20 protein-coding genes are annotated in these 23,166 nt (G+C 45.4%); 12 read left to right on the forward strand and 8 right to left on the reverse strand.

What is annotated here, in order from left to right; genetic code table 11:
• Positions 1–183: 183 nt before the first annotated feature.
• The 4 genes from DQN52_RS04775 to DQN52_RS04790 all read left to right on the forward strand — a co-directional run bounded on the left by DQN52_RS04775 (position 184) and on the right by DQN52_RS04790 (position 6,509).
• Positions 184–4,254, forward strand: coding sequence for a PilC/PilY family type IV pilus protein (locus DQN52_RS04775; RefSeq protein ID WP_032827588.1), 4,071 nt, complete (start codon positions 184–186; stop codon positions 4,252–4,254).
• A gap of 138 nt (positions 4,255–4,392) precedes the next feature.
• The gene (locus tag DQN52_RS11655; RefSeq protein ID WP_003785466.1) at positions 4,393–4,593 is read left to right on the forward strand and encodes a transposase; all 201 of its coding nucleotides are present in this window, start codon (positions 4,393–4,395) and stop codon (positions 4,591–4,593) included.
• 77 nt (positions 4,594–4,670) lie between these two features.
• Positions 4,671–5,024, forward strand: a complete 354-nt coding sequence (locus tag DQN52_RS04785) for a RidA family protein (protein WP_003785467.1) — start codon at positions 4,671–4,673, stop codon at positions 5,022–5,024.
• Between the two features lie 165 nt (positions 5,025–5,189).
• Positions 5,190–6,509 carry a metabolite/H+ symporter gene (locus DQN52_RS04790; protein WP_003785468.1) on the forward strand — a complete coding sequence of 440 codons (1,320 nt, stop codon included), beginning with the start codon at positions 5,190–5,192 and terminating at the stop codon, positions 6,507–6,509.
• A 95-nt stretch (positions 6,510–6,604) separates the two neighbouring features.
• On the opposite strand, the gene DQN52_RS04795 is transcribed toward DQN52_RS04790, so the two are convergent.
• Together DQN52_RS04795 and DQN52_RS11660 are read right to left on the reverse strand one after the other, a co-directional pair.
• On the reverse strand, positions 6,605–8,650 hold the full coding sequence (locus DQN52_RS04795; protein ID WP_003785469.1) for an autotransporter outer membrane beta-barrel domain-containing protein: 2,046 nt from the start codon (positions 8,648–8,650) through the stop codon (positions 6,605–6,607).
• Positions 8,651–8,656: 6 nt separating this feature from the next.
• On the reverse strand, positions 8,657–8,857 hold the full coding sequence (locus DQN52_RS11660) for a transposase (RefSeq protein WP_003785470.1): 201 nt from the start codon (positions 8,855–8,857) through the stop codon (positions 8,657–8,659).
• A gap of 376 nt (positions 8,858–9,233) precedes the next feature.
• Between DQN52_RS11660 and galE the strand changes: the two genes are divergently transcribed.
• A complete protein-coding gene (gene galE, locus DQN52_RS04805; RefSeq protein WP_003785471.1) occupies positions 9,234–10,250 on the forward strand; it encodes a UDP-glucose 4-epimerase GalE in 1,017 nt (338 codons plus the stop codon).
• Here galE and DQN52_RS04810 read toward each other — a convergent pair.
• Positions 10,247–10,483: a hypothetical protein gene (locus DQN52_RS04810; RefSeq protein WP_003785473.1), complete on the reverse strand. Its 237-nt coding sequence runs from the start codon at positions 10,481–10,483 to the stop codon at positions 10,247–10,249. The genes galE and DQN52_RS04810 overlap by 4 nt on opposite strands.
• A 118-nt stretch (positions 10,484–10,601) precedes the next feature.
• On the opposite strand from DQN52_RS04810, the gene DQN52_RS11305 reads away from it, so the two are divergent.
• The 4 genes from DQN52_RS11305 (at position 10,602) to ettA (ending at position 13,753) form a co-directional block, all read left to right on the forward strand.
• Positions 10,602–10,781 (forward strand): hypothetical protein, encoded by a 180-nt coding sequence (locus DQN52_RS11305; RefSeq protein ID WP_003785476.1) that lies wholly within the window; start codon positions 10,602–10,604, stop codon positions 10,779–10,781.
• A 113-nt stretch (positions 10,782–10,894) separates the two neighbouring features.
• A complete protein-coding gene (locus DQN52_RS04820; RefSeq protein WP_003785478.1) occupies positions 10,895–11,530 on the forward strand; it encodes an alpha/beta hydrolase in 636 nt (211 codons plus the stop codon).
• 44 nt (positions 11,531–11,574) lie between these two features.
• A complete protein-coding gene (locus tag DQN52_RS04825) occupies positions 11,575–12,036 on the forward strand; it encodes a hypothetical protein (RefSeq protein ID WP_003785480.1) in 462 nt (153 codons plus the stop codon).
• 40 nt (positions 12,037–12,076) lie between these two features.
• On the forward strand, positions 12,077–13,753 hold the full coding sequence (ettA, locus tag DQN52_RS04830) for an energy-dependent translational throttle protein EttA (protein ID WP_111694422.1): 1,677 nt from the start codon (positions 12,077–12,079) through the stop codon (positions 13,751–13,753).
• Positions 13,754–13,807: 54 nt separating this feature from the next.
• Here ettA and secF read toward each other — a convergent pair whose 3' ends face one another.
• From secF to mscL, 5 genes are all read right to left on the reverse strand, one after another.
• The gene (secF, locus tag DQN52_RS04835) at positions 13,808–14,749 is read right to left on the reverse strand and encodes a protein translocase subunit SecF (RefSeq protein ID WP_003785484.1); all 942 of its coding nucleotides are present in this window, start codon (positions 14,747–14,749) and stop codon (positions 13,808–13,810) included.
• Between the two features lie 3 nt (positions 14,750–14,752).
• On the reverse strand, positions 14,753–16,609 hold the full coding sequence (gene secD / locus DQN52_RS04840; RefSeq protein WP_003785486.1) for a protein translocase subunit SecD: 1,857 nt from the start codon (positions 16,607–16,609) through the stop codon (positions 14,753–14,755).
• Positions 16,610–16,694: 85 nt separating this feature from the next.
• Positions 16,695–17,036: a preprotein translocase subunit YajC gene (yajC, locus tag DQN52_RS04845; RefSeq protein WP_003785487.1), complete on the reverse strand. Its 342-nt coding sequence runs from the start codon at positions 17,034–17,036 to the stop codon at positions 16,695–16,697.
• A gap of 64 nt (positions 17,037–17,100) precedes the next feature.
• Positions 17,101–18,021 (reverse strand): aldose 1-epimerase, encoded by a 921-nt coding sequence (locus DQN52_RS04850; protein ID WP_003785488.1) that lies wholly within the window; start codon positions 18,019–18,021, stop codon positions 17,101–17,103.
• 70 nt (positions 18,022–18,091) lie between these two features.
• Positions 18,092–18,532: a large conductance mechanosensitive channel protein MscL gene (gene mscL / locus DQN52_RS04855; protein ID WP_003785489.1), complete on the reverse strand. Its 441-nt coding sequence runs from the start codon at positions 18,530–18,532 to the stop codon at positions 18,092–18,094.
• Between the two features lie 155 nt (positions 18,533–18,687).
• Here mscL and yccS point away from each other — a divergent pair, with 155 nt between their 5' ends.
• The 3 genes from yccS (at position 18,688) to DQN52_RS04870 (ending at position 23,132) form a co-directional block, all read left to right on the forward strand.
• Positions 18,688–20,889 carry a YccS family putative transporter gene (gene yccS / locus DQN52_RS04860; RefSeq protein WP_032827594.1) on the forward strand — a complete coding sequence of 734 codons (2,202 nt, stop codon included), beginning with the start codon at positions 18,688–18,690 and terminating at the stop codon, positions 20,887–20,889.
• 605 nt (positions 20,890–21,494) lie between these two features.
• Positions 21,495–22,160, forward strand: a complete 666-nt coding sequence (locus DQN52_RS04865; protein ID WP_032133847.1) for a lysophospholipid acyltransferase family protein — start codon at positions 21,495–21,497, stop codon at positions 22,158–22,160.
• A 21-nt stretch (positions 22,161–22,181) separates the two neighbouring features.
• Positions 22,182–23,132 carry a phosphatidate cytidylyltransferase gene (locus DQN52_RS04870; RefSeq protein WP_050792388.1) on the forward strand — a complete coding sequence of 317 codons (951 nt, stop codon included), beginning with the start codon at positions 22,182–22,184 and terminating at the stop codon, positions 23,130–23,132.
• The last annotated feature ends 34 nt before the right edge of the window (positions 23,133–23,166 follow it).

Here is a 23,166-nt window from a genome sequence, read left to right on the forward strand (position 1 = left end):
TCATTGCCTATTTTATGCTTCTTATTTGGAAGTTGTGGTATAGTTTGACAAAAATATAACATTATGGCAATGAAAGTTGGGAAATAAAAATCTTGTCCGCAAAATTAAGTTATCATTCCAATTGTTCAGAAAATTTAATCAGGTTTTTTTATATTAACCTATTTATCAAGAAACGAGGGTTGTATGAGTCTCAAATGTAAAAAATATAATTGCAATCTTAAACCATTAAGCTTGGGGGTATCACTTGCTTTGTCCAGCTTTGCGACAATGGCAGCTGATTCGCCATTTGCCATTGCGCCACAGCATTTATCCAGTACGGCAACTGTAAAAAAAACCACAGTAACGACACCGTATGCCAATATTTTAAAACAGCAACAATCGGTTACCAATACAACAGTACGTGGTATGCAGGGTGCTAAACCTAATATTATGTTGTTGTTGGATGATTCTGGGAGTATGAGGGCAGAGGTTCCTGGTTCGTATGGTCAAACTCGGCAAGGAATATTGCGAAATTCCTTGTCAAAAATAGTTGATAAATATGGTAGCCGAATTAACTGGGGTCTTGTTTCATTTAATGACTCAAGTTCTAGATACAACCTTTCGTTAGGAACCAGTTATTTAACTGTTGCTAATGCAATTAGAAATTTCCCTGCTTCTGGTACTACGCCAACCATTACTAGCTATCTCAAGGCTGTTAATATGCTAAATGAAGGTATCAAATACCGTTGCCAAAAAAGTTATGTAGTTCTATTATCTGATGGTGATTCGAACTGGCCTATGGGTTTTTGGGTAGATGCTGGTGTTAGAAGGAATACGGTAGGTGACTTTTTATATTATCCACATTGGGTTTATATTAACAGAGAACTTAATAAATATGAATTTTGGCGTAATCTCTTAACGAAAGATGGTAAATTGATTAATAAAAGTTCACCCAAATATCGTAGCATGTGCAATGCAGCTTATCGACAATCCAATTCTAATGCCAAAAACTGGTGTAGTGAATTACCACAAAATTTTATTTATTATCCATATAGTGGTGTTTCTGACCCTAGTGTGAATTTTGGTCCCTCAGTAAGGAAGAGAGAGCTGGGGTACTGGTATACTGAATCTCCATTACGGAATTTAACTAGCGATTTGGATTTCTTGGATAGTGATTCCGCATTCTATACACCTAGCAAACGCACTGCATATGGTTTATACGGAATGTATCCTATCTTTAATTATCAACCAATTTTAGCTCCTCAAACCCAATATGCAGGCGAGATGTTGTCATTTTTTAGCGAGCCAATCAACAAAATTGATTTGCGCACAGTTGGCAATGATGATACAGGTAAATCATGGAATGACCCAGCTTTTCCAACACAAAACATTACAACGTTTACCATTGGGTTTGGTAGTGGTTTGACTAGTAGTGGTTTGGCCTTATTAAAAGGTGGTGCTAGCGACATTAAATTAAAAGATGGAACAGTACAAAAAGCGTACTATCCAGCCAATGACCAAGCAGGATTACAAAAGGCATTTGATTCGATTTTTGACCAAATTGAACGTGAAAATCCACCACCTAGCAATAGTAATCCTATTGATTTGCCTCCCACTACCAATACCTTGCCGATTCTTGCACCTATTGCAGGTACGCCTAATCGCCAGCAAAGTGTAATGGCAGAGACATCTTATGCCACCTCTCCTCCTAGTGCGACAGGTGCTAGCAATAGTATTCCTAATATGGCGGCATCAGTGTTTGTCCCCGCAGGGCTAAAAAGTAGCGAATTGCGTTTTTATGCTTTAAATAGCAAAGCACAAGCAGATACTTCGTCTTGGCATGTGGCTGACTTTTCGCAACGTAAAGCGTTGATTATGACAAGTTCGGGTGTACGATGGGCAGATAATGTAGGCAATAGCTTGAATAATACATTCTTTAATTTGCCTGCTGATACGCAAACGCCTCCACGTACTGATGAGTGGAATAAGGCATTATTGCCTTGGACAACTCGTGCTGTTACAGGCAGCGATGACAGCAAAATTAAAGATATGAAGTATCCAACGCCTTATCGTATTCGTCCAAATCCACCTACTGATAGTCCACGCAGTACTGGTGTTGATGAATATAATATGGGCGATGTGTTGGATACGCCGATTGTTGCGACTGGTAAAAATGGCACTGCGCAAGGTAATCGACAAGAGTTTTTGATTACGGCAGCCAATGATGGCATGGTGTACTTGTTCCAAAGTAATCCTGATGCCAATGCAAAAAATCCGTATTCATTAAAATTGAATTACTTACCTGCGACAATGCCGCGCCAAACATTGTTTGATACTCATGCTACTCGTTACAAAGATTTAGCAGACGAGGATTATGCAAAAGATTCTGCGCGTCCACATTTATTTATGATTAATGGTGGTATTACGGTTCGTACGACTTCAGCTAAATCTAATAGTCAAAACACGTTTATGGTGGGGGCTTTGGGACAAGGCGGACGTGGTATGTACGCACTCAATATTGGCGGTAAGGCTTTAGATACTGGTAAACCTATCGGCTTAAATGCCGAAAGTAATACATGGAATACGTCCGTGCCTTTATATGAATCTAATCCAAAGGATAATAGTGCAGATTTTTCTTCATTAGGCTATACCGTTGGTTATCCACAAATTGGTCGCGTTGCTATTAGACATAACGCCGATGGCTCTTTATCAGACAAAAACTTAACCACAGGTATTTATTATGCTTCTTTCTTATCAAGTGGCTTCTCTTATCCTACTAATGGTAGTCAGGAAACCGCTCTGTATATTCAAGATGCGTTGGGTGTAGATGTTGGTGGTGGTGCTGCTACTGCTGCTACAGCAAACCGTAATCCAAAAGGTAAATTATTGGCAAAAGTGGTGGTTCCAGACGGCGTGGGTGGTTTGGCATCGCCAACCTTACTTGATGTGAATCGAGATGGTGTGTATGACTTTGCCTTTGCAGGAGATTATGGTGGTAATATGTATCGCTTTGATTTGCGCAAAATTGATTTGTCTAATGGTAATGTTGCCTATGGTGCTGGTGCTGTGAAGAAAATTTATTCAGGTTCTGCAAACCAACCAATTACAAGTGCTCCTGCTATTTCCATGCAAAAAAATGGACGATATGTTGTGGCATTTGGTACGGGTAGTGATATGTATGCTAGCGATTATAATTCGACCGTTGAGCAGGCTGTATATGGTATTTATCAACGATTCAATACAAGTAATTTGGATCCTGTTAATGTTATTAATGATTCTGCTGCTGAAGCTGAAAAACCTTTAACAGCTAGTGATTTGTTGGAGCAAACATTAACCACAACGACTGCAACAATGGCAGAGGGTACTCCTGACGCAAAAGAAGTAATTGTTCGTAAAGGCTCAACCAATGCAATTGAAAGTTCTAGTGATAAATCAAAATTAGCCTATGGTGGTTGGAAAGTGCGATTAGGTAACACGACATCTGTACAAGATGGTGAACGTGTTGTGGTTACCCCAACTGTGATTTTTGGTACTTTGATTCTTTCAACTCGTATCTATAAAGAAAAACCAGTTGCTACGGCCAATAATAATGATTGGTCAAAAGATAATTGGCAAGCTGATGGTTGGGTTAAAGTAAGCGAAAAGTTAGACCAAAATCACCAAGAACTTCCATGGTCTGTTTGGAAAGAAATCAGCACGAACTCAACATCAACCACTAGTTCAGGTGATGTTTGTACGGGTACTGTAAATACCAGCACTAAAATGCAAGAGCGCGAAAAAAGGGTTACTTATGAAACCATTACCACTTATGAGAAAGTACAGCCAAGTGAGAATCAATCATCTGGATGGATTTTGGTATTGAATGCGACCAATGGTGGTGCGGTAAAAGTATCATCAGGTACGGGTGTTGACTTTTTAGGTAAATATGCCAGCAACTTTAATCCTAATGATACTGCATATAGTAATACCTATTTTACCGTAGGTTTGTACTCTTCCAGCGGTTTACCAAATCATACATTATTAACCAATGATTCTAATGTTCATAGTTTAGGTTCTGCGATGACTCGTGATGGGGAAGCGAGAACCAATGGTGAAGATGGTGATTTAACTCCTGGTGGTGAAAAGGCAAAGGATGATTGCTTTAATAATACTGACGGTAACTATGTATTGACAGGTAATACGGCAACAGGAATTGGCGCAACATTTAGCGTTGTTGGTCGTCGTTGTGGTAAAAAAATACAAATCCGTCGTTTATCTTGGCGTGAGATTTTCTAATCAATTCATGCATTAGATAAAAAGCCCAAAATAGAGTAAAATCTGTTTTTGGGCTTTTTTTATGATTTATTATTCAGAACCTGTATTCACAAAGACGCAGGTTATCGGAATACATTTGAGCGTGAAGTGTCAGAGTAATTGGGTTTAACTGTTGAGATTTCAAAGAAAATTCAAGATATTTCTTGGCATATTCTGCCCAAACGTTGGATTGTAGAACGAACGTTTGCATGGTTAGGTTGGTCTGGACGTTTAGCAAAAGATTTTGAGCAGACGAATTTATCTGCTGAAAATTTTGTTAAACTAGGGTATATTTCACAAATATTAAAATTTATCAAATAGTTGTTTGTGAATACAGATTCTAAAATTTATCAAATAGTTTTTGTGAATGCAGGTTCTTATGTAACAAGGAAAACATCATGAGCAATATCCAACGCTTTGGCAGCAATTATCGTTTATCGGAAGCCGTTTCTGCCAACGGTTTTGTGTTTTTGGCAGGCATGGTTCCCGAAGACACATCGGGTGACATCACCGCACAAACCGCCGATGTGTTGCGCCAAATTGACCATTGGCTCGCGCAGGCTGGTTCAGACAAATCGCGCATTTTAGAAGCCACGATTTATTTGCCCAACTTGGCAGACTACGACGGCATGAACGTAGTGTGGGACGCATGGGTGGATACGCAAAACATGCCCGCCCGCGCTTGTGTTGAAGCCAAACTGGCAAAACCCGAATGGAAAGTGGAAATCAAGATTTCTGCGGTACAAAAGTAAGCACCATCACAAAGCAGCCTGCACTTTGAGTCATCAAAAATGCAGGCTGCTTTTTTATTAAAAATATTTATCGTTGCCAACAAAATTTAACACTAGACGAGAAATGTAAGATTGCGTATATTCCGTTATCTTTTTTTTAAGACCGACAAACACTTAAGGATAATTATGTCGCACACAGAACTTCGCAACAATCCGTACAAAGTTGCCATTGCCTCCATGATTGGCACGGCAATCGAATTTTATGATTACTACATTTACGCTGCGGCTGCCGTTTTGGTATTCAGCACCCAGTTTTTCCCAAAAACCGATGACCACGCCGCCACGTTGTTGTCGTTGTCCACGCTGGCTTTGGCGTTTTTTGCCCGTCCGATTGGTTCGGCATTGTTTGGACACTTTGGCGACAAAATCGGTCGCAAAAAAACGCTGGTGGCATCACTTTTGACGATGGGTTTATCTACTGTCGCGATTGGCTTGTTGCCTAATTACGAACAAATTGGCATTTTGGCTCCGCTGCTGCTCTGTATTTTCCGTTTTGGACAAGGCTTGGGCTTGGGCGGCGAATGGGGTGGTGCGGCATTGGTGGCAACCGAAAACGCACCCGAAGGCAAACGTGCATGGTTTGGCACATTCCCACAACTGGGCGCACCCATCGGTTTGTTTATGGCAAACGGCGTATTTTTCTTGATTAGCACTGCGGTTGGACATGAAGAATTGGTTAAATGGGGCTGGCGCATTCCGTTTATCGCATCGTTGTTGCTCGTGATTGTCGGTTTGTGGATGCGTATGACTTTGCACGAAAGCCATGTTTATCGCGAAGCCGAAGCCAAAGGCAAAACCAAAGGCGCGCCAGTTAAAGAAGTGATGACCAAACACATCAAGCCGATTTTGCAAGGCACGTTTATTATGGCGGCAACGTATGTGTTGTTCTACATCATGACCGCGTTTGTGCAAGTGTATTCCAAAAAACCAGTCGGTTTGTCTGAATTTGGTCAGCCAACAGGTTTGGGCATTCCAGCCAACACATTCACAGGCTTTTTGTTGTTGGGCGCGATTGTGTTTGGTATTTTTGTTAGCTTGTCAGGCGTGTATGCTGACAAATTGGGTCGCCGTCGCTTTTTGATTTGGGTAACGTGGGGCATTTTGGTGTTTGGCCTGACGATGCCATTGTTCTTGACCAACGGCACACCGTCTTCCGTATTGGCATTTTTAGCAGTCGGTATGGCGTTGATGGGCATGACTTTTGGCCCGATGGCAGCTTTGTTGCCCGAACTGTTCCCAACCGAAGTGCGCTATTCGGGTGCATCGTTGGCGTATAACTTTTCGGCGATTGTGGGCGCATCGGTGGCAACTTTGGTGGCGATTGAGTTAAACAACCGTTACGGTATTTTGGGCGTGGGCGTGTATTTGGCGATGAACTGCGCGTTGTCGTTGCTGGCATTGTATAGCACACGCGAAACCAAAGACGTGGATTTGACCCAAGCGTAATGATGTTGGTTTGAATAGAAAGTGCAGGCTGCTTTTAAATGGATAAAAAGCAGCCTGCACTTTTTGTTTACCCAAAGTGCAGGCTGCTTTTTTGTTTACCAAATTATCTTAACCGTTGCGCCAGCCGATTTGCGCGAACCTGTTTCGTTGCCTTTGGCATAACCAATATGCACACCAGCTTGCCAATTTGCCAATGCCACGCTCATGCTCAACTCGTTTTCCCATTGTCGCCGAAAGCGTTGGGTTAAGCCATAGCCGTTTACGTTTACATCGGCATCGCGGTTGGCATCGCGGTACACACTGCGCCATGCAGGTTGCAACACCGCGCCGTTTGCCAGTTGCCAGCGATATGCCACGCTAACGCCTGCGTGTGGCGCAATAATGTGTGCAGTCGGCACATCAACGTGCGTGTTACCCAAATCGTATTGCGCTTGTCCGATGCGATGATAGCGCACACCAATATGTGGCTGAATTTGCCAATTTTGCGCGTGTAAAGTGTAGCCCAAACTTGCGCCCACTTCGGCAATCGAGAGACTGAAATCCGCATTCAAATTATCGGCATTGACTTCGCTTTGGGCGCGACCGTAGCCTGCATCGGCAGCCGCAAACACGCCGTTGTGCAACTGCGCTTTACCATACACGCTTGACATGGTGGTTTGCGTGTTGCCTGTGGCTTGTCCGTCAAAGTCCACGTGGCTGTTGGCGTGGCTGATTGTGCCGCCTATTAACACATCGGCAGTAGATGTGCTAATGCTGGTGTCCGCGCCCAGTTGGGTCAGCATTTCGCGTTGTTCGTAACCGCGATATTGGCTGGACTGATGGTGCATGTTTTGCCAATCGCTTTCCAGCCACACACCTGTTTGATTGTGTGGCGTATGGTGGACGCGCTGTTCAATTCGGTTACCAATATGTTCCAAAGTGTAGGCTTGCGATGACAGTTCGGACAGGGCGGTGTTGCTGTACACACTCACAATATTGGCTTGCTGTTGTCGGCGCAAGGCTTTGGCAGCCGCTTTGGCTTCGGCTTGTGCTTTTTCCAGTTCTGCTTGCTTGCGTTCGACTTCTTCTTTTGCTAAACGCGCAGCTTCTTCGGCTTTACGTTTTTCTTCGGCTAAACGCGCAGCTTCCGCATCAGCAAATTCTTTTTCTTTTACTGGGTTATACAAATAAACCGTTTGAGCATCATCGGTTTTGGTGTAACGCCATGTGCCTGCATCAACCGTATTATCAGCATTGACTTTAACCGTTATATCGCCCTTGTTTTGCAAATTCATCAACACAAGGCGTTGCGGTTGTGTCGGCTCGGTCGTGGTATTGCGTACAGTTAAAGCATGATTACCCGATGCCAAACCGTTCACAACCACTTGGTCGCCTTTGTTTTGTGCGATGTCGATGTTGAAATCCCACATCAAATCTCCCGACAAATTGCCAGCCACCGTTAAAGTATTAAACGTATTTGGCTCGGCATTAACAGGGTGCAACACAATTTCGCCACCTTCGCCATGCAAATGTCCAATCGTTTGGTCGCTAGGCATATGCCATTGTGAATCGCGCTGCATCACAAGCGTGGTTTCGGGCGCAGCGTGCAGGCTGCCTGCAAAATGGGTCTTGCCCAAAGTTAGTTTTGCCGTGTCGCTTAATGTGGCGTTGCCCACCCATTCGGTACGCGGCAAGTTTTGATACGTTGTTTCGCTAATCGCATTGGGATTATTCAAATCACAAGTGGTTGCGCCTGTATGGTCAGAACGGGAGCAAACAGGCGTTTCACCAGCGACATAACCCACTGTTGCTTGCGCCGTATTTTGTGCAACGATATCGCCTTGAATGCGACTCACATTGCGTCCCACATACAGATGACCATTGTTTTGCGCCACAAAGCGGTTGGCGGCAAAGGTGCGCGTTTGCCAATCGTCTTCATACGCCACGTCTTTGTTTTTGATGTAGTCATACGCATGGGGCGTGGGGCGACCCGACAACACCACATTGCCTTTGTTTACCATGATGTTGCCGTTTAATTGGCTGCCACCCGATAAAACCAACGTGTCGGCATCACTGTTGCCTGTGTACACAAAATCCAACGCGCCATTTTTTTGATTGCTGTCGCTCTCTCCCAACCAACCGTAATAAGAACCTGTATTCACAAACAACTATTTGATAAATTTTAATATTTGTGAAATATACCCTAGTTTAACAAAATTTTCAGCAGATAAATTCGTCTGCTCAAAATCTTTTGCTAAACGTCGAGACCAACCTAACCATGCAAATGTTCGTTCTACAATCCAACGTTTGGGCAGAATATGCCAAGAAATATCTTGAATTTTCTTTGAAATCTCAACAGTTAAACCCAATTTCTCTGATACTTCACGCTCAAATGTATTCCGATAACCTGTGTCTTTGTGAATACAGGTTCTTATATTTTAGAGTGTTAATCCTGTTTGTTTATCAAAAAGCAGCCTGCACTTTTTGTTTAAAGGCTGTGCCTGCCTACGGCATACCCCTTTTATACCCAAATCAAAGATTTGGACAAAAGGCGCAGGCTGCTTTTTCTGTTATAGTGGATTAAATTTAGATTAGGACAAGGTGACAACGACCGCCGTGTACACCTAGTACATAAGGGAGTTGGCAACGCGGTACTAATCTAAATTTAATTCACTATATTTCAAAAATCTTATAAATAATGGGATAATTGCCCCCATTCATTTTTCACACAAAAAGGACATCAACATGAATATCTTGATTACAGGTGGCGCAGGTTTTATCGGCTCGCACATAGTGGTGGAATTGCTGAACGTTGGGCATCACCCAATTATTTTAGACAATCTGTCCAACGCATCGTCCAAAGTCATTCAGCGCGTGGCGGATATTACAGGCAAAACGCCCACATTCTACGAAGGCGATATTCGTGACCGCGCCTTGTTGCAACAGATTTTCGCGCAACACAGCATTGACAGTGTGATTCACTTTGCCGCGCTCAAAGCAGTAGGCGAAAGCGTGGCGCAACCGCTTCGTTATTATGACAACAATGTTTCAGGCAGCCTGATTTTGTTGGAAGAAATGGAAAAAGCAGGCGTTCGCAGCATTGTGTTTAGCTCGTCCGCGACCGTATATGGCGACCCCGAAACCGTCCCCATTACCGAATCCAGCCCAACAGGCGGTACAACCAACCCATACGGCACATCAAAATACATGATGGAACGCATGATGATGGATTTACAACACGCCAACCCCAGTTGGAGCGTGATTATTTTGCGTTATTTCAACCCAATTGGCGCACACGAAAGCGGCAAAATCGGCGAACAGCCCAATGGCATTCCCAACAATTTATTGCCGTATGTGTGCCAAGTGGCGGCTGGAAAATTGAAAGAATTGTCGGTGTTCGGCAGCGACTACAACACGCACGACGGCACAGGCGTTCGCGATTACATTCATGTGGTGGATTTGGCGATTGGGCATTTGAAAGCCCTTGATGCCAAAGCCAAAACAGCAGGCGTACACATCTACAATTTGGGTACGGGAATGGGTTATTCGGTGTTGGATATTGTCAAAGCGTTTGAACAAGTGTCTGGACAAACCGTGCCATACGCGATTAAACCGCGCCGCGCTGGCGATATTGCCGTTTGCTATGCCGACCCAGCCAAAGCCGCGCAGGAAATCGGTTGGACAGCTGAGCGCGATTTAAACACGATGATGACAGACGCATGGCGTTGGCAATCGCAAAATCCAAAAGGCTATGATGATTAAAAAGCAGCCTGCACATAGGGGCGTGTGGATAGCTCATTTTTGGTGTCTTTTTTGCCCAAATCCGCGACTACGGCGTTAAAAATACGCGCAAGGTATTCAACCTTGCTTGCATTTTTGCCTTGTATTCGCACATTTTGGCTAAAAAATCCACTCAAAAATGAGTTATCCACACACCCCAAAAAACCGCGTACAATTCTCTCTTTCTTTGATAAGCCACACAAAGACATAAACATGAGCAAAACTTTACCTTTACGCGCCGACACCGTTGGCAGCTATTTACGCACCGCCACTTTAAAACAAGCACGCGCCGACTTCGCTGCAAACAAAATCAAACGCGAACAATTAACCTAAGTGGAAGACCAAGAAATCGCCAAATTGGTACAAGACCAACTGGACGCTGGCATTCAAGTGATTACCGATGGCGAATTCTGCCGCTCTTGGTGGCACATTGATTTTTTGGAAAACTTAAACGGCATTGAAGGCTTTGTCCCCGAACAAGCCTACGCATTCAAAGGTGCGGAAGTTCGCTGAGTAGAAGAAATCGCTGCCGAAGTGTGGGGCGAAGACTAAATTAGTAAACAAAATGCAGGCTGCTCTGACGTGATAAAACAAAGCAGCCTGCACTTTAAATCAACCAAAAAACCATGTTAAACCAAAATCAAAACATCTTTTTTATTCAAGGCACGGCAGGCAAATTGGAAACGATGTATTTGCCAGCGCAAGGCACAGAACGCGGCGTGGCGGTGGTCAATCACCCCAATCCCACGCAAGGTGGCACGTTTACCAACAAAGTGATTCAAACCGCAGCCAAAGCCCTGACACAAATGGGGTTTCATTGCTATTTGCCCAATTTGCGCGGCACAGGCAACAGCGATGGCACGCACGATTATGGTCGTGGCGAAACCGATGACGTGGTCGCCGTGATTGACTACGCCCAAGCCCAACATCCACACGCCACGCAACTGGCGATTGCGGGTTTTTCGTTTGGCGGCTATGTGTCCACCTTTGCCGCGCAGCAGCGCACGCCCGATTTGTTGTTGCTGATTGGTGCAGCGGTCGCGCATTATCCCACGCCTGCGCCGCACGTCCCCGATGTGCAAAAAACCTTGTTTATTCATGGCGCGGACGATGAAGTGGTTGCGCTATCCAAGCCCTTGCAATGGTGTGGCGAACAAGATTTGCCTGTGATTGTGTTGCCCAATAGCTCGCATTTTTTCCACGGCAAACTGATTGCCCTGCGCGATGCGATTAACCGCTTTGTGCCTGCCATTATTGATTAAACAAACAAAGCAGCCTGCACTTTTTGTATGAAAGGAAATAAAAAATGACGTATCAATCAGCGATTAACACGTTCTTTTTAGCACGTTTTCCTGCCGCGTTGATGTGCTTGATTGTTACGCCATTTTGGGCAAAAGCAGACGATATGGACACCACCATTTTTATATCTTTATTGATTTTGTCCTCGATTGCGATTTTGTGGTTGTTTTTTCGTTTACCCAAAAAAGTTTTAAAATACAAAGGCTATTCCAATCATCAAATCCAGCGCATTGACCAATATTTTGATAAATTACAAATGGAAATGGGTTCAAAGCAATTGATTTATTTTATGATTGTTTTGATTATTTTGCTAGCATTAAAAATTTTGGTATTGGATAAATTGGCAGCGCAGCCATTGGATATGCAAGGCGTTATCATGATGATTGCAGGTATTTCAGCACGAATATTGGCGGATTACCGGCATTTAAAAATGCGCCAAAAACGCAAAAATCATTTTCAGGCTGCCTGAAATACTTTTTTAACTCAAATTTCATTAACAGAAAGAACCTATTATGTCTCAATACGTTTATTCCATGTTGCGCGTGAGCAAAGTCGTTCCGCCGCAAAAAACCATTATTAAAGACATTTCATTGTCATTTTTCCCTGGTGCGAAAATCGGTTTGCTGGGTTTGAATGGCGCAGGTAAATCCACCGTTTTACGCATTATGGCAGGCGTGGACAAGGAATTTGAAGGCGAAGCCGTGCCAATGAGCGGTTTGAAAATCGGTTATCTGCCGCAAGAACCTGAATTAGACCCTGAAAAAACCGTCCGCGAAGAAGTGGAAAGCGGTTTGGGCGAAGTGGCAGCCGCACAAAAACGCTTGGAAGAAGTCTATGCAGCGTATGCCGACCCTGACGCGGATTTTGATGCTTTGGCGGAAGAGCAAGGACGTTTGGAAGCGATTATCGCGGCAGGTTCTAGCACAGGCGGTGGTGCGGAACACGAATTGGAAATTGCGGCAGATGCGTTGCGTTTGCCTGAATGGGACGCGAAAATCGGCAATCTGTCGGGTGGCGAAAAACGCCGCGTGGCTTTGTGCAAATTGCTGTTGAGCAAACCTGATATGTTGCTACTGGACGAACCGACGAACCACTTGGACGCGGAATCCGTTGATTGGTTGGAACAATTTTTGGTACGTTTCCCCGGTACGGTGGTGGCGGTTACGCACGACCGCTATTTCTTGGACAACGCGGCGGAGTGGATTTTGGAGCTTGACCGCGGACACGGTATCCCTTGGAAAGGCAATTATTCGTCTTGGTTGGAGCAAAAAGAGCAGCGTTTAGCCAACGAAGCGAAATCGGAAGCGGCGCGTATCAAGGCAATGAAACAGGAATTAGAATGGGTACGCCAAAACGCGAAAGGTCGTCAGGCGAAATCCAAAGCGCGTTTGGCACGTTTTGAAGAAATGTCTAATTACGAATATCAAAAACGCAATGAAACGCAGGAAATTTTTATCCCTGTTGCCGAGCGTTTGGGTAATGAAGTGATTGAATTTGAAAATGTTTCTAAATCGTTTGGCGACCGTGTGTTGATTGATGATTTAAGTTTCAAAATTCCAGCAGGCGCAATTGTGGGCGTGATTGGTGCGAATGGTGCAGGTAAATCTACGCTGTTCAAATTGATTTCGGGCAAAGAACAACCCGATTCAGGCAGCGTGAAAATTGGTCAAACCGTAAAAATGTCGTTGATTGACCAAAGCCGTGAAGGTCTGCAAAACGATAAAACGGTGTTTGATAACATCGCGGAAGGTCGTGATATTTTGCAAGTGGGGCAATTTGAAATCCCTGCGCGTGCATATTTGGGGCGTTTCAATTTCAAGGGTAGCGACCAAAGTAAAATTGCTGGGCAGTTGTCGGGCGGCGAACGTGGACGTTTGCATTTGGCGAAAACGCTGTTGGCTGGCGGCAATGTGTTGTTGCTTGACGAGCCGTCTAATGATTTGGACGTGGAAACTTTGCGTGCGTTGGAAGATGCGTTGTTGGAATTTGCAGGCAGCGTGATGGTGATTTCGCATGACCGTTGGTTCTTGGACAGAATTGCGACACATATTTTGGCTTGCGAGGGCGATTCTAAATGGGTGTTTTTTGACGGCAACTATCAGGAATACGAAGCGGATAAAAAACGCCGTTTGGGTGAAGAAGCGGCGAAACCGAAACGCATTAAATATAAACCTGTAACGCGATAAACATAGAAAAGCAGCCTGCACTTGGTTAAACAAAAGTGCAGGCTGCTTTTGGGGTTACACAACCACTTCTTCTTTTTCTTCTTGCGATTTCATCACGTTGTTGCGATTTAAGCCAAACATCAACAACAGCGGACTTGCCACTAGCACCGAAGAATAAATACCAAACACAATGCCAATCGTCAAAGCGGTGGCAAAGCCGTGCAATGCTGCACCGCCAAACACCAGCATAGACACCACCATCGCTTCGGTTGAGCCGTGCGTGATAACGGTACGCCCCATTGTCGCGGTAATCGCGTTGTCGATGAGTTCTGGTACGGTTTTGTTACGCATGCTGCCTTTTAGGAAGTTTTCGCGAATACGGTCAAACACCACTACCGATTCGTTTACCGAGTAGCCCAACACTGCCAACACGCCAGCCAACACGGTCAGCGAAAATTCCCAGCGGAAAAAGGCAAAACAGCCCAAAATAATCACAATATCGTGTAAGTTGGCAATAATCGCCGACACGGCAAATCGCCATTCAAAGCGCATCGCTAAGTAAGCAATAATGCCGATAATCACCATGCCCAGCGCGATTAAACCGTTGCTGACCAATTCATCGCCCACCGCAGGACCAATAAATTCCACTTGGCGCAGGCTGACATCGCTGCTTTCTTTTTTGAGCTGCTCCATCACTTGATTGGACAATTGGGCAGACGACACATCGGCTTTGTTCGGCAAACGAATCATGATGTGTTTATTTGTTCCCAAGGCTTGCACTTGTACTTCGCCCAGTTGCAGCGTTTCTAGGCTGTGGCGCACTTTGTTCAAGTCCGCACCTTGTTGCGATGCGTATTCCACTTCCATAAGTGTGCCGCCTGTGAACTCAACCGACAGATTTAAGCCACGTGTAAACAAAAACACCACCGCCAAAATAAAGGTTGCCAGCGAAATAAACGTGGTGAGCTTGCCATAGCTCATAAACGGAATATCGCGTTTAAAATGAAATAGTTCCATGTTTTACTCCTTGGCAGCCTGCACATCGTCTGCGTCCACTACCGCAGCGTAGCGCACACCAATAGACAAATGTTTGAGTTTGCGGCGGCTGCCATACCATAAGTTCACCAAGGCGCGAGACACAACTACCGATGAATAAATCGACGTGATAATGCCCAAGCAATGCACAATCGCGAAACCGCGCACCGGCCCTGAACCAAAAATCAACAAGGCAATACCTGCAATCAACGAAGTTAAGTTGGAATCCACAATCGTATCCCAAGCGTGGTCATAACCTTCTTTAATCGCGGCTTGCGGTTTTTTGCCGTCGCGCAATTCTTCACGGATACGTTCGTTAATCAACACGTTCGAGTCAATCGCCATACCCAAAGTCAATGCCATTGCGGCGATACCTGGCAGCGTGAGCGTGGCTTGTAGCGCAGACAAAATCGCAAACAAAAACAGCAAGTTTGCCGACAATGCCACTGTTGAAAACACGCCAAACAAGCGGTAGTAAAACATCATAAACACGGCAACGGCAGCAAAACCCCATACGGTTGAATTGATGCCTTTGGTGATGTTTTCTGCACCCAAAGATGGGCCAATGGTGCGTTCTTCTACAATTTCCATGGGCGCGGCAAGCGAACCTGCACGAAGCAGCAAAGCAACGTCATTGGCTTCGGCTGGCGATGCCATGCCCGTGATTTGCACTCGTCCGCCTGTAATCGCATCGTTGATGCGTGGCGCGGTAACGACTTCGGATTTGCCTTGGTCAATCAACACCATTGCCATGATTTTGCCTTTGTTAGCGGTGGTTAAATCGGCAAAAATGCTCGTGCCTGCACCGTCTAGTGACAAGTTTACGGTTGGGCGACCCGTTTTGTCTTCAAAACCAGCCTGCGCCGAATTGATGTTGTCGCCTGTCAGCTCCACTTGTTTGCTAACCAAAAAGCGATTTTGTTCGTTGTTGCTGAGCAATTCGTAGCCGTCTGGCACATTGCCCGATTGCGCTTGACCAAACAAGCTGGCATCGGTGCTGACCATGCGAACTTCCAGCGTTGCCGTGCGACCAATAATGTCTTTGGCTTTGGCGGTGTCGGTCATACCTGGCAGTTGCACCACAATGCGGTCTGCGCCTGCTTGTTGGATAACAGGTTCGGCTGTACCCAATTCGTTGACGCGATTGTGCAAGGTGTTGATGTTTTGTTTAACCGCGTCGTTGCGGATTTGGGTGAGTAAGGCTTCGGGCAGGGTTACGGTTACGTTGTTGCCATCCACCGCCACTTGTGCGCCTTCCATCAATTTTTGCAATTCGGGATAGGCTTTTTGCACATCGGCTGCATCTTGGAATGGCACAACCAAGCTATTGCCTGTTTTGCGAACCGTGCCTGTGCGGATTTTTTGCTGACGCAAGGTGCGGCGAATGTCGCCAGCGTAGCGGTCTAGCGTTTTATCCAGCGCGGCTTTCATATCGACTTGCATCGTGAAATGCACGCCACCACGCAAATCCAAGCCCAAGAACATCGGACGTGCGCCAATTTTTTCTAGCCATTCTGGGCTGTTGGCGATTTGGTTTTGCGCGACAATGTAGCCTTCGCCCAATGCGGCATCAATCGCATCGCGGGCGGAAATTTTGTTGGCATCGGACACGCGCACTTTTAAGCTGCCGCCTGCAATAAACATACCATCGTGTTGGATATTGGCTTTTTGCAAGGCTTCGCTTACGCGTTTTTCGGTTTCTTCGTTAATCACAATGGATTGACGGTTGGTGGAAATTTGAATCGCTGGGGTGACGCCGTATAAATTGGGCAAGGTGTACACAATCGCCAAGGCAATCGTGAACACAATCAGCATGTATTTCCAGAGTGGATAACGGTTCATAAATCAAACCTTTGTTGGGTTGCAATTTAATGTGCAGGCTGCTTTTTAAATAGTCAAAAAGCAGCCTGCACTTTTATCAAAAGGATTACTCCGCAGATGATGATGCTGCCGCTTCGGGTGCATTGGGTTCGTTGGCTTTGGCAGCAATCGCATTGCGTTCTACTTCCACATTCAAGCCTTTGCTCAATTCAATCGTGAAAATATTTTCGCCTGCTTTGACTACGCGACCATAAAAGCCCGACATCAACAATACGCGATCGCCTTTTTTGAGCTGGCTAATCATGGCTTGACGTTCTTTTTCGCGCTTTTGTTGCGGGCGAATCATCACAAAATACATCACACCAAAAATCGCAATCCACGGCAAAATGCTAACCAATGCCGAAGGTTGTTGTGCGGCTGCATCGGCAGCGTGTGCAAATTCAATCATAGATTTTCCTTGTTATTCCAAAAAATTAAAGGTGCAATTCTAACACAAAAAGCAGCCTGCACGTTTACGCCTGTTCCAAAACATAGCGTGTGACAAAGGTGCGCGATTTGCCTGCATGGAGCGTGATTAAACCCATGCCATTGTTGAACGCATCGGGCGCGCCGCTTAAATTTTCTAGTGCGATAGAAGTGCGCTCGGGCGGAGTATAGGCTTGCAAATAGGGGTAATTGGCATCGGCAAAAATGCTTAATTTGAACGCATTGTTGGATAAAGTGCAGGCTGCTTTTTGCACCGAATCCAGCACAAAACAATTATCCAGCGTGGTGTCGTTTAATGTTGCGCCATTGGTAAAACGGGTGTCGGCGAGCAATTTGCCTGTGGGCAGTAAATCGGCATCAAATTCCAGCATTTGCGTGGTGTTGATGTGCAGCGTCCAATCGTTTACTTTGCCGCCAAGCGTGAAATACGGATGCCAGCCATCTACCAAAGGCATGGCTTGTGTGCCTGTGTTGATGATTTGGGTAGCGATGCTTAAACCGTGTTGATTGAGTTTGTATTGAATTTGAATTTGATAGGCAAACGGAAAGCCGTTTTCGTCTGGCGCAAAATCGGAACGCAACAACGCCCACGCGCTGTCGGCATCGGCATGAGATTGTTCCAGCACAAAATCGGCATCGTACATTAAGCCGTGTATGGCGTGGTTGCCGAGCCTATGTTTGTCGCAGCGATAGTGTTTGCCTGCAAACGAGTATTCGCCATGGCGCAAACGGCAAGCATACGGGCTTAATTTCGCGCCATGAAATCCGTTGATTAAATTGGCGCGGGCATCGTCTGGGCTGGCAAAGGCATCAATCGCGTTGTGCCAAGTGCCGTTGCTTTGTTGGATTGCAAATTGGTTGAGCAAACCGCCGTGCAAATAAATTTCTGCGCGATGCGTTGGGTTTTGCAAAACTAGGCTTTGGGATTGAGTTTGAATGGTGTACATGATGTTTTCCTGTAAACAAAAAAGCAGCCTGCAATTTATCACAAAAAGTGCAGGCTGCTTTTATATTGGATTATTTATTTTTCAACGAATCACGAATTTCACGCAACAACAAAACTTCTTCGCTGGGTTCAGCAGGAGCTTCTTCCACAGGCGCAGGGGCTTTTTTAAGCTGGTTAATTAATTTCACCACCACAAAAATCGCGCTCGCCACAATCAAAAAGCTAATCACGGTGTTGATGAACACGCCCAAATTCAAGGTTACCGCGCCTGCTTCTTTTGCCGCAGCCAAAGTTGCATAGCCTGCTTCGGTGGCATTTGCGCCGTCTTTTAGCGTGATGAACAAGTTGGAAAAATCCACGCCGCCCAGCAGCAAACCAATCGGCGGCATAATCACATCGTCCACCAGCGATTTCACAATCCCCGAAAACGCTGTGCCAACCACCATGCCGACTGCCAAGTCAATCACGTTGCCGCGCATGATGAAATCTTTAAATTCTTGTTTAATAGACATTTGCTTTATCCTTAAAATTTGTGTGTGTTAAATAAAAAAAGAGTTGCGTATCATACGTATATTTTTATTATTTGCCTATCAAAATGGGTAGTTTTTATTTTAATTCGCTATACAATATCGCCTTTCATTCAAAGCAGCCTGCACATTCCATTCCCATGAAAACGCCACCCATAAACACCAAATACATCAACACCATTCCTGTGCTATTGAGCAGCACGGTTGCGTGTCTTATTGCCTATTTTTACCACTGGGAGCAGTATTTTTCGCCGTTGATGCTGGGCATTATTGCAGGCGGCTTGGTGGACTTGGACAACGGTTTAACAGGCAAACTCAAAAACCTGTGGTTCACGTTGATTGCGTTTACCATTTCGTCTTTGTCGGTGCAAATCACGTTTAACTATCCCATTATTTTTACAATCACTTTTACCGCGTTGGCGTTTGTGTTTACGATGTTGGGCGCGGCAGGCAATCGCTATCGCACCATTGCGTTTGGCACGTTAGCAGTGGCGGTTTACACCAGTTTGACGCACGATGTCCACGCACCGCTCTATTTAAACAGCATGTTGATTTTGTGTGGCACGTTGTTGTATAGCGGCGCGACTTTATTGACGCACATTGTGTTTCCGCATCGCCCCGTGCAAGAGAGCATGGCAAACACTTATTTGGCGTTGGCAACCTATTTGGAAGCCAAAGCGGAATTTTTTGACCCAGACGAAGCCGAGCATTTGGAGCAGCAACAAATCACTTTGGCAATGAACAACATGCGCGTGATTGATGCGTTCAATCACACCCGCAGTGCTTTGTTTTATCGTATGCGCGGACAACATCGCCACCCACGCACGGCACGAATGCTGCGTTATTACTTCATCGCCCAAGACATTCACGAGCGCATCAGTTCCAGCCACGTTCATTATCAAGCGTTTGCCGAACAAATGAAGCACAGCGATTTGATTTTTCGTTTACGCCGTTTGCTGCGCTTGCAAGCTAAATCGTGCCGCGAATTTGCAGGCTGCTTGCGTCAAAACACCGATTTTTCGCAAAATCCCAAGCTAGAACGTGCCACGCAAGGCGCAATCGCATCGCTGGAATATTATGCCCAGCACGCCACATCAAGCGAAATCGCGCCCTATCGCGTGCAACGTCTGCTCGACAACATTGCCCACGTCAGCATGCAGTTGGCGCATTTGGGCAACCCAGCCACCGCCGATTTGGAAACCGATAGCGAACAAAGCCGCATTCAATCTGCAGAAAGCAGCGGTTTTAAAGGCGCGTTTCGCAGTTTGCGCCAACAAAGCAGCCTGCACTCGCCCACGTTTCGTCATGCCGTGCGTATGGCGATTATCGTGCTGGCGTGTTGCACCATTGTTCAGCTCATGCATGGCTATCATGTTGAATATGCAGATTTAAGTTTGGGCTATTGGATTTTGCTGACAGCCGTTTTTGTGTGCCAGCCCAACTATTCCGCCACCAAAAAGCGTTTGATACAGCGTATTATCGGCACAGTTGGCGGCGTATTAGTTGGCTCTGCCTTGCCGATTTTAAGCCTAACCATTGAAGCCAAATTGCTTATTGTTGCCCTAACCATTACGCTGTTTTTCTTTTTCCGCACCAATAAGCACAGCTACGCCACTTTTTTTATTACCATTCAAGCACTCATGGCGTTTTCCATTATGGGCATGGACACCACCACCTTTTTTATTCCACGCGCCATCGACACCATTGTCGGCGCGAGCATTGCAGGTGCAGCTGTGTATTTTTTATGGCCAGACTGGAAATACCTATCGCTCGAAAAAACCGCCTCTGCCGCCATTAGCAGCCAAGCAGGCTATTTAACCGCCGTGTTACAAGAATTGCAGCACGGCATCAGCGACAATGTGTTGTATCGCGCAGCACGTCGCCAAAGCCACGACAAAGCCGCTGCCTTATCCAGCACCTTGTCGGATATGTCGAGCGAACCCGATAAACACGCCAATCAGTTGCCCAGCGGATTTCAGTTGCTCAAAATGAATTATTCGCTCATTAGCTACATTTCTGCCTTGGGTGCGTATCGCGACAAAATTCAGCAAAACAGCGAAGCCGAACAGATTTTTTTCGCGTATTTCTACCCAGCTGCCGAACAAATCGCCCACATGCTGCAACACATCAACACATGGCAAGAAAGCGAATTCCAAAACGCATTCAAAACCTTGCAGCAACACATGGAAGACTTGCGCCAACACACCGACCACAGTTCGCAAAGCCAAGTATTGTGGCAACAGCTTATGATGATTAGCGAATTATTGCAGCCGTGTTATAGCAGCCTGCACGCCTTGCACCACATCAACGAAGCCGAAAAAGTGCAGGCTGCTTTTGTTTAATGGTTTTGCCGTCATTCCTGCGTAGGCAGGAATCCAACGTAGTATTTAGGTATAGTGAATTAAATTTAGATTAGGACAAGGCGACAACGACCGCCGTGTACATCTAGTATATAAAGGAGTTGGCAACGCTGTACTAATCTAAATTTAATTCACTATAACAGAAAATAAATGCCAATAACTTAAATAGTTAAATAGATTCCCGCCTGCGCGAGAATGACGACTATTTTGGTATGACAGAACCAAACCACGCAAAAAAAACGCTCCACGTTTATTTCAACGGGAGCGCAAAAGGAACACAAACCACTACCAAAATAAGCTACACAAGCACTTGATTTGCTAGTCAAATCAGTTGTCGTGCAGTTGGTAGAGCGAATAATACAGTTATTGCGAATAATTCGCAAATGATAATTGCTATTATTTTTTGTATTTTTATTTAACTCGCTGTTTTTAAATAAAACAAATATTGCGTTATCGCGCAGCAAATGGTCTATTTTATCTGTTTATATTGATTTCGCATCAACAATTTCGATTTTTATCCCAATTTTTAGATGCAGGCTGCTTGCGTAACGCGTTACAATCGCCCCGTTTTCAATAAAGGAATCTTTATGCCTATTTTTCTACAACGCTTTTTTGCTTGGCTCATCGACCAAGTTTTGTATTTTTTTGTGTCGTTTATCACAGGTGTGCGCCCTAAATTTGAGGGCGACATTGCGTTTTCGCCCGAAAAAAAAGTGTATTTCGCCAACCATGCCAGCCATGGCGATTTTGTCATGGTGTGGATTTCGCTGCCTAAACCGTGGCGCAAATTGGCGCGTCCCGTTGCAGGCGCAGATTATTGGTTAAAAGGCAAAATCCGCCGTTTTGTGATTCAACAAGTATTCAACGGCTTGTTGATTATGCGTAACGGCAACGACCCCAAAGCGATTACCGCGCAAATGACTGCCGCGCTGCAAGAAGGCTCTTCGCTGATTATTTTCCCCGAAGGCACGCGCAACACCGATGATGACGTGGTGCTGCTGCCATTTAAAAGCGGCATTTATCATTTGGCGCGAGAAAACCCTGATGTGCAATTTGTGCCGATTTGGATAGACAACATCAACCGCGTGTTGCCCAAAGGCAAGCTCATTCCTGTGCCGATTATTTGCAGCGTGAACATTGGTCAAGAAATGCAGTTGTTCCCAGGTGAGAGCAAAGACGAATTTTTGCAACGCGCTCGCGATGCGATGCTGGCTCTTGCGCCAGAAGGCAAACGTTTGCCTGCGCCCAAATAAATCAATCAAAAAGAGAAAAATATGAATTCAATTAGTATGTTACCCGTGCAGGCTGGTTTTGTGTTTGTAGGGATTTTTGCAGGTTTGCTGGTGGCGAGTTTGATTGGACAATTCCTGTCGCGCCGCTATGAACATCAACCGCACCCAACCATTAACGAACTCAACGCCCGAATTTCATCGTGGTGGGTGATGACGATTGTGCTGCTGTTTGCCTTTTGGTTTGGGCATATTGGTGCAACGCTGCTGTTTTTAGCGATTTCGTTTGCCGCATTGCGCGAATTTATGACGCTTGCCTATCGCCGTCGCAGCGACCACAACGTGATTGCAGCCTGCTTTTATATTTTGCTGCCGTTGCAATATTATTTTGTGCTGATTAACTGGTATGGCATGTTTGGCGCACTCATTCCCGTGTATGCGTTTTTGATTTTGCCGATTATTGCCAGCCTGTCGGGCGACACCAGCAACTTTATTGAACGCGCCGCCAAAATCCAATGGGGCGCAATGATTAGCATTTTTTGCCTGTCGCACGTCCCTGCGCTGATGATTTTGCCGATTGCAGGCTTTGAAGACCGCAATATTTTGTTGTTGATTTTTATGATTGCCGTGGTGCAAATCAACGATGTTTTCCAATATTTGTTCAGCCGCCTATTAAAAGGCAAACCGATTTTTGCCGATTTATTGTCACACAAAACCCTGCGCGGCAGCATTGTTGCGCTTGTTGGCTCAACTTTGCTGGCAGCGTGTTTGTATCGCATCACGCCGTTTAGCACGGTGCAGGCTGCTTTGATTGGCGCGATTTTGTCGCTGCTGGGCATGAGTGGCAACATTGTGATGGCAGCGATTAAACGTAGCTTTGGCATACAAACATGGTCGCGCCTGATTCGCGGACACGGTGGAATGCTCGACCGCGTGGACAGCATTTGTTTTGCCGCACCTGTGTTTTTTCACATTGTGAATTATTATTGGACGTGAGTTTTTGATGCTTCTTTTTTTTAGCCAACAAGGA

Source organism: Kingella kingae, from assembly GCF_900475905.1.
In the GTDB taxonomy this organism is placed as follows: Bacteria; Pseudomonadota; Gammaproteobacteria; order Burkholderiales; family Neisseriaceae; genus Kingella; species Kingella kingae.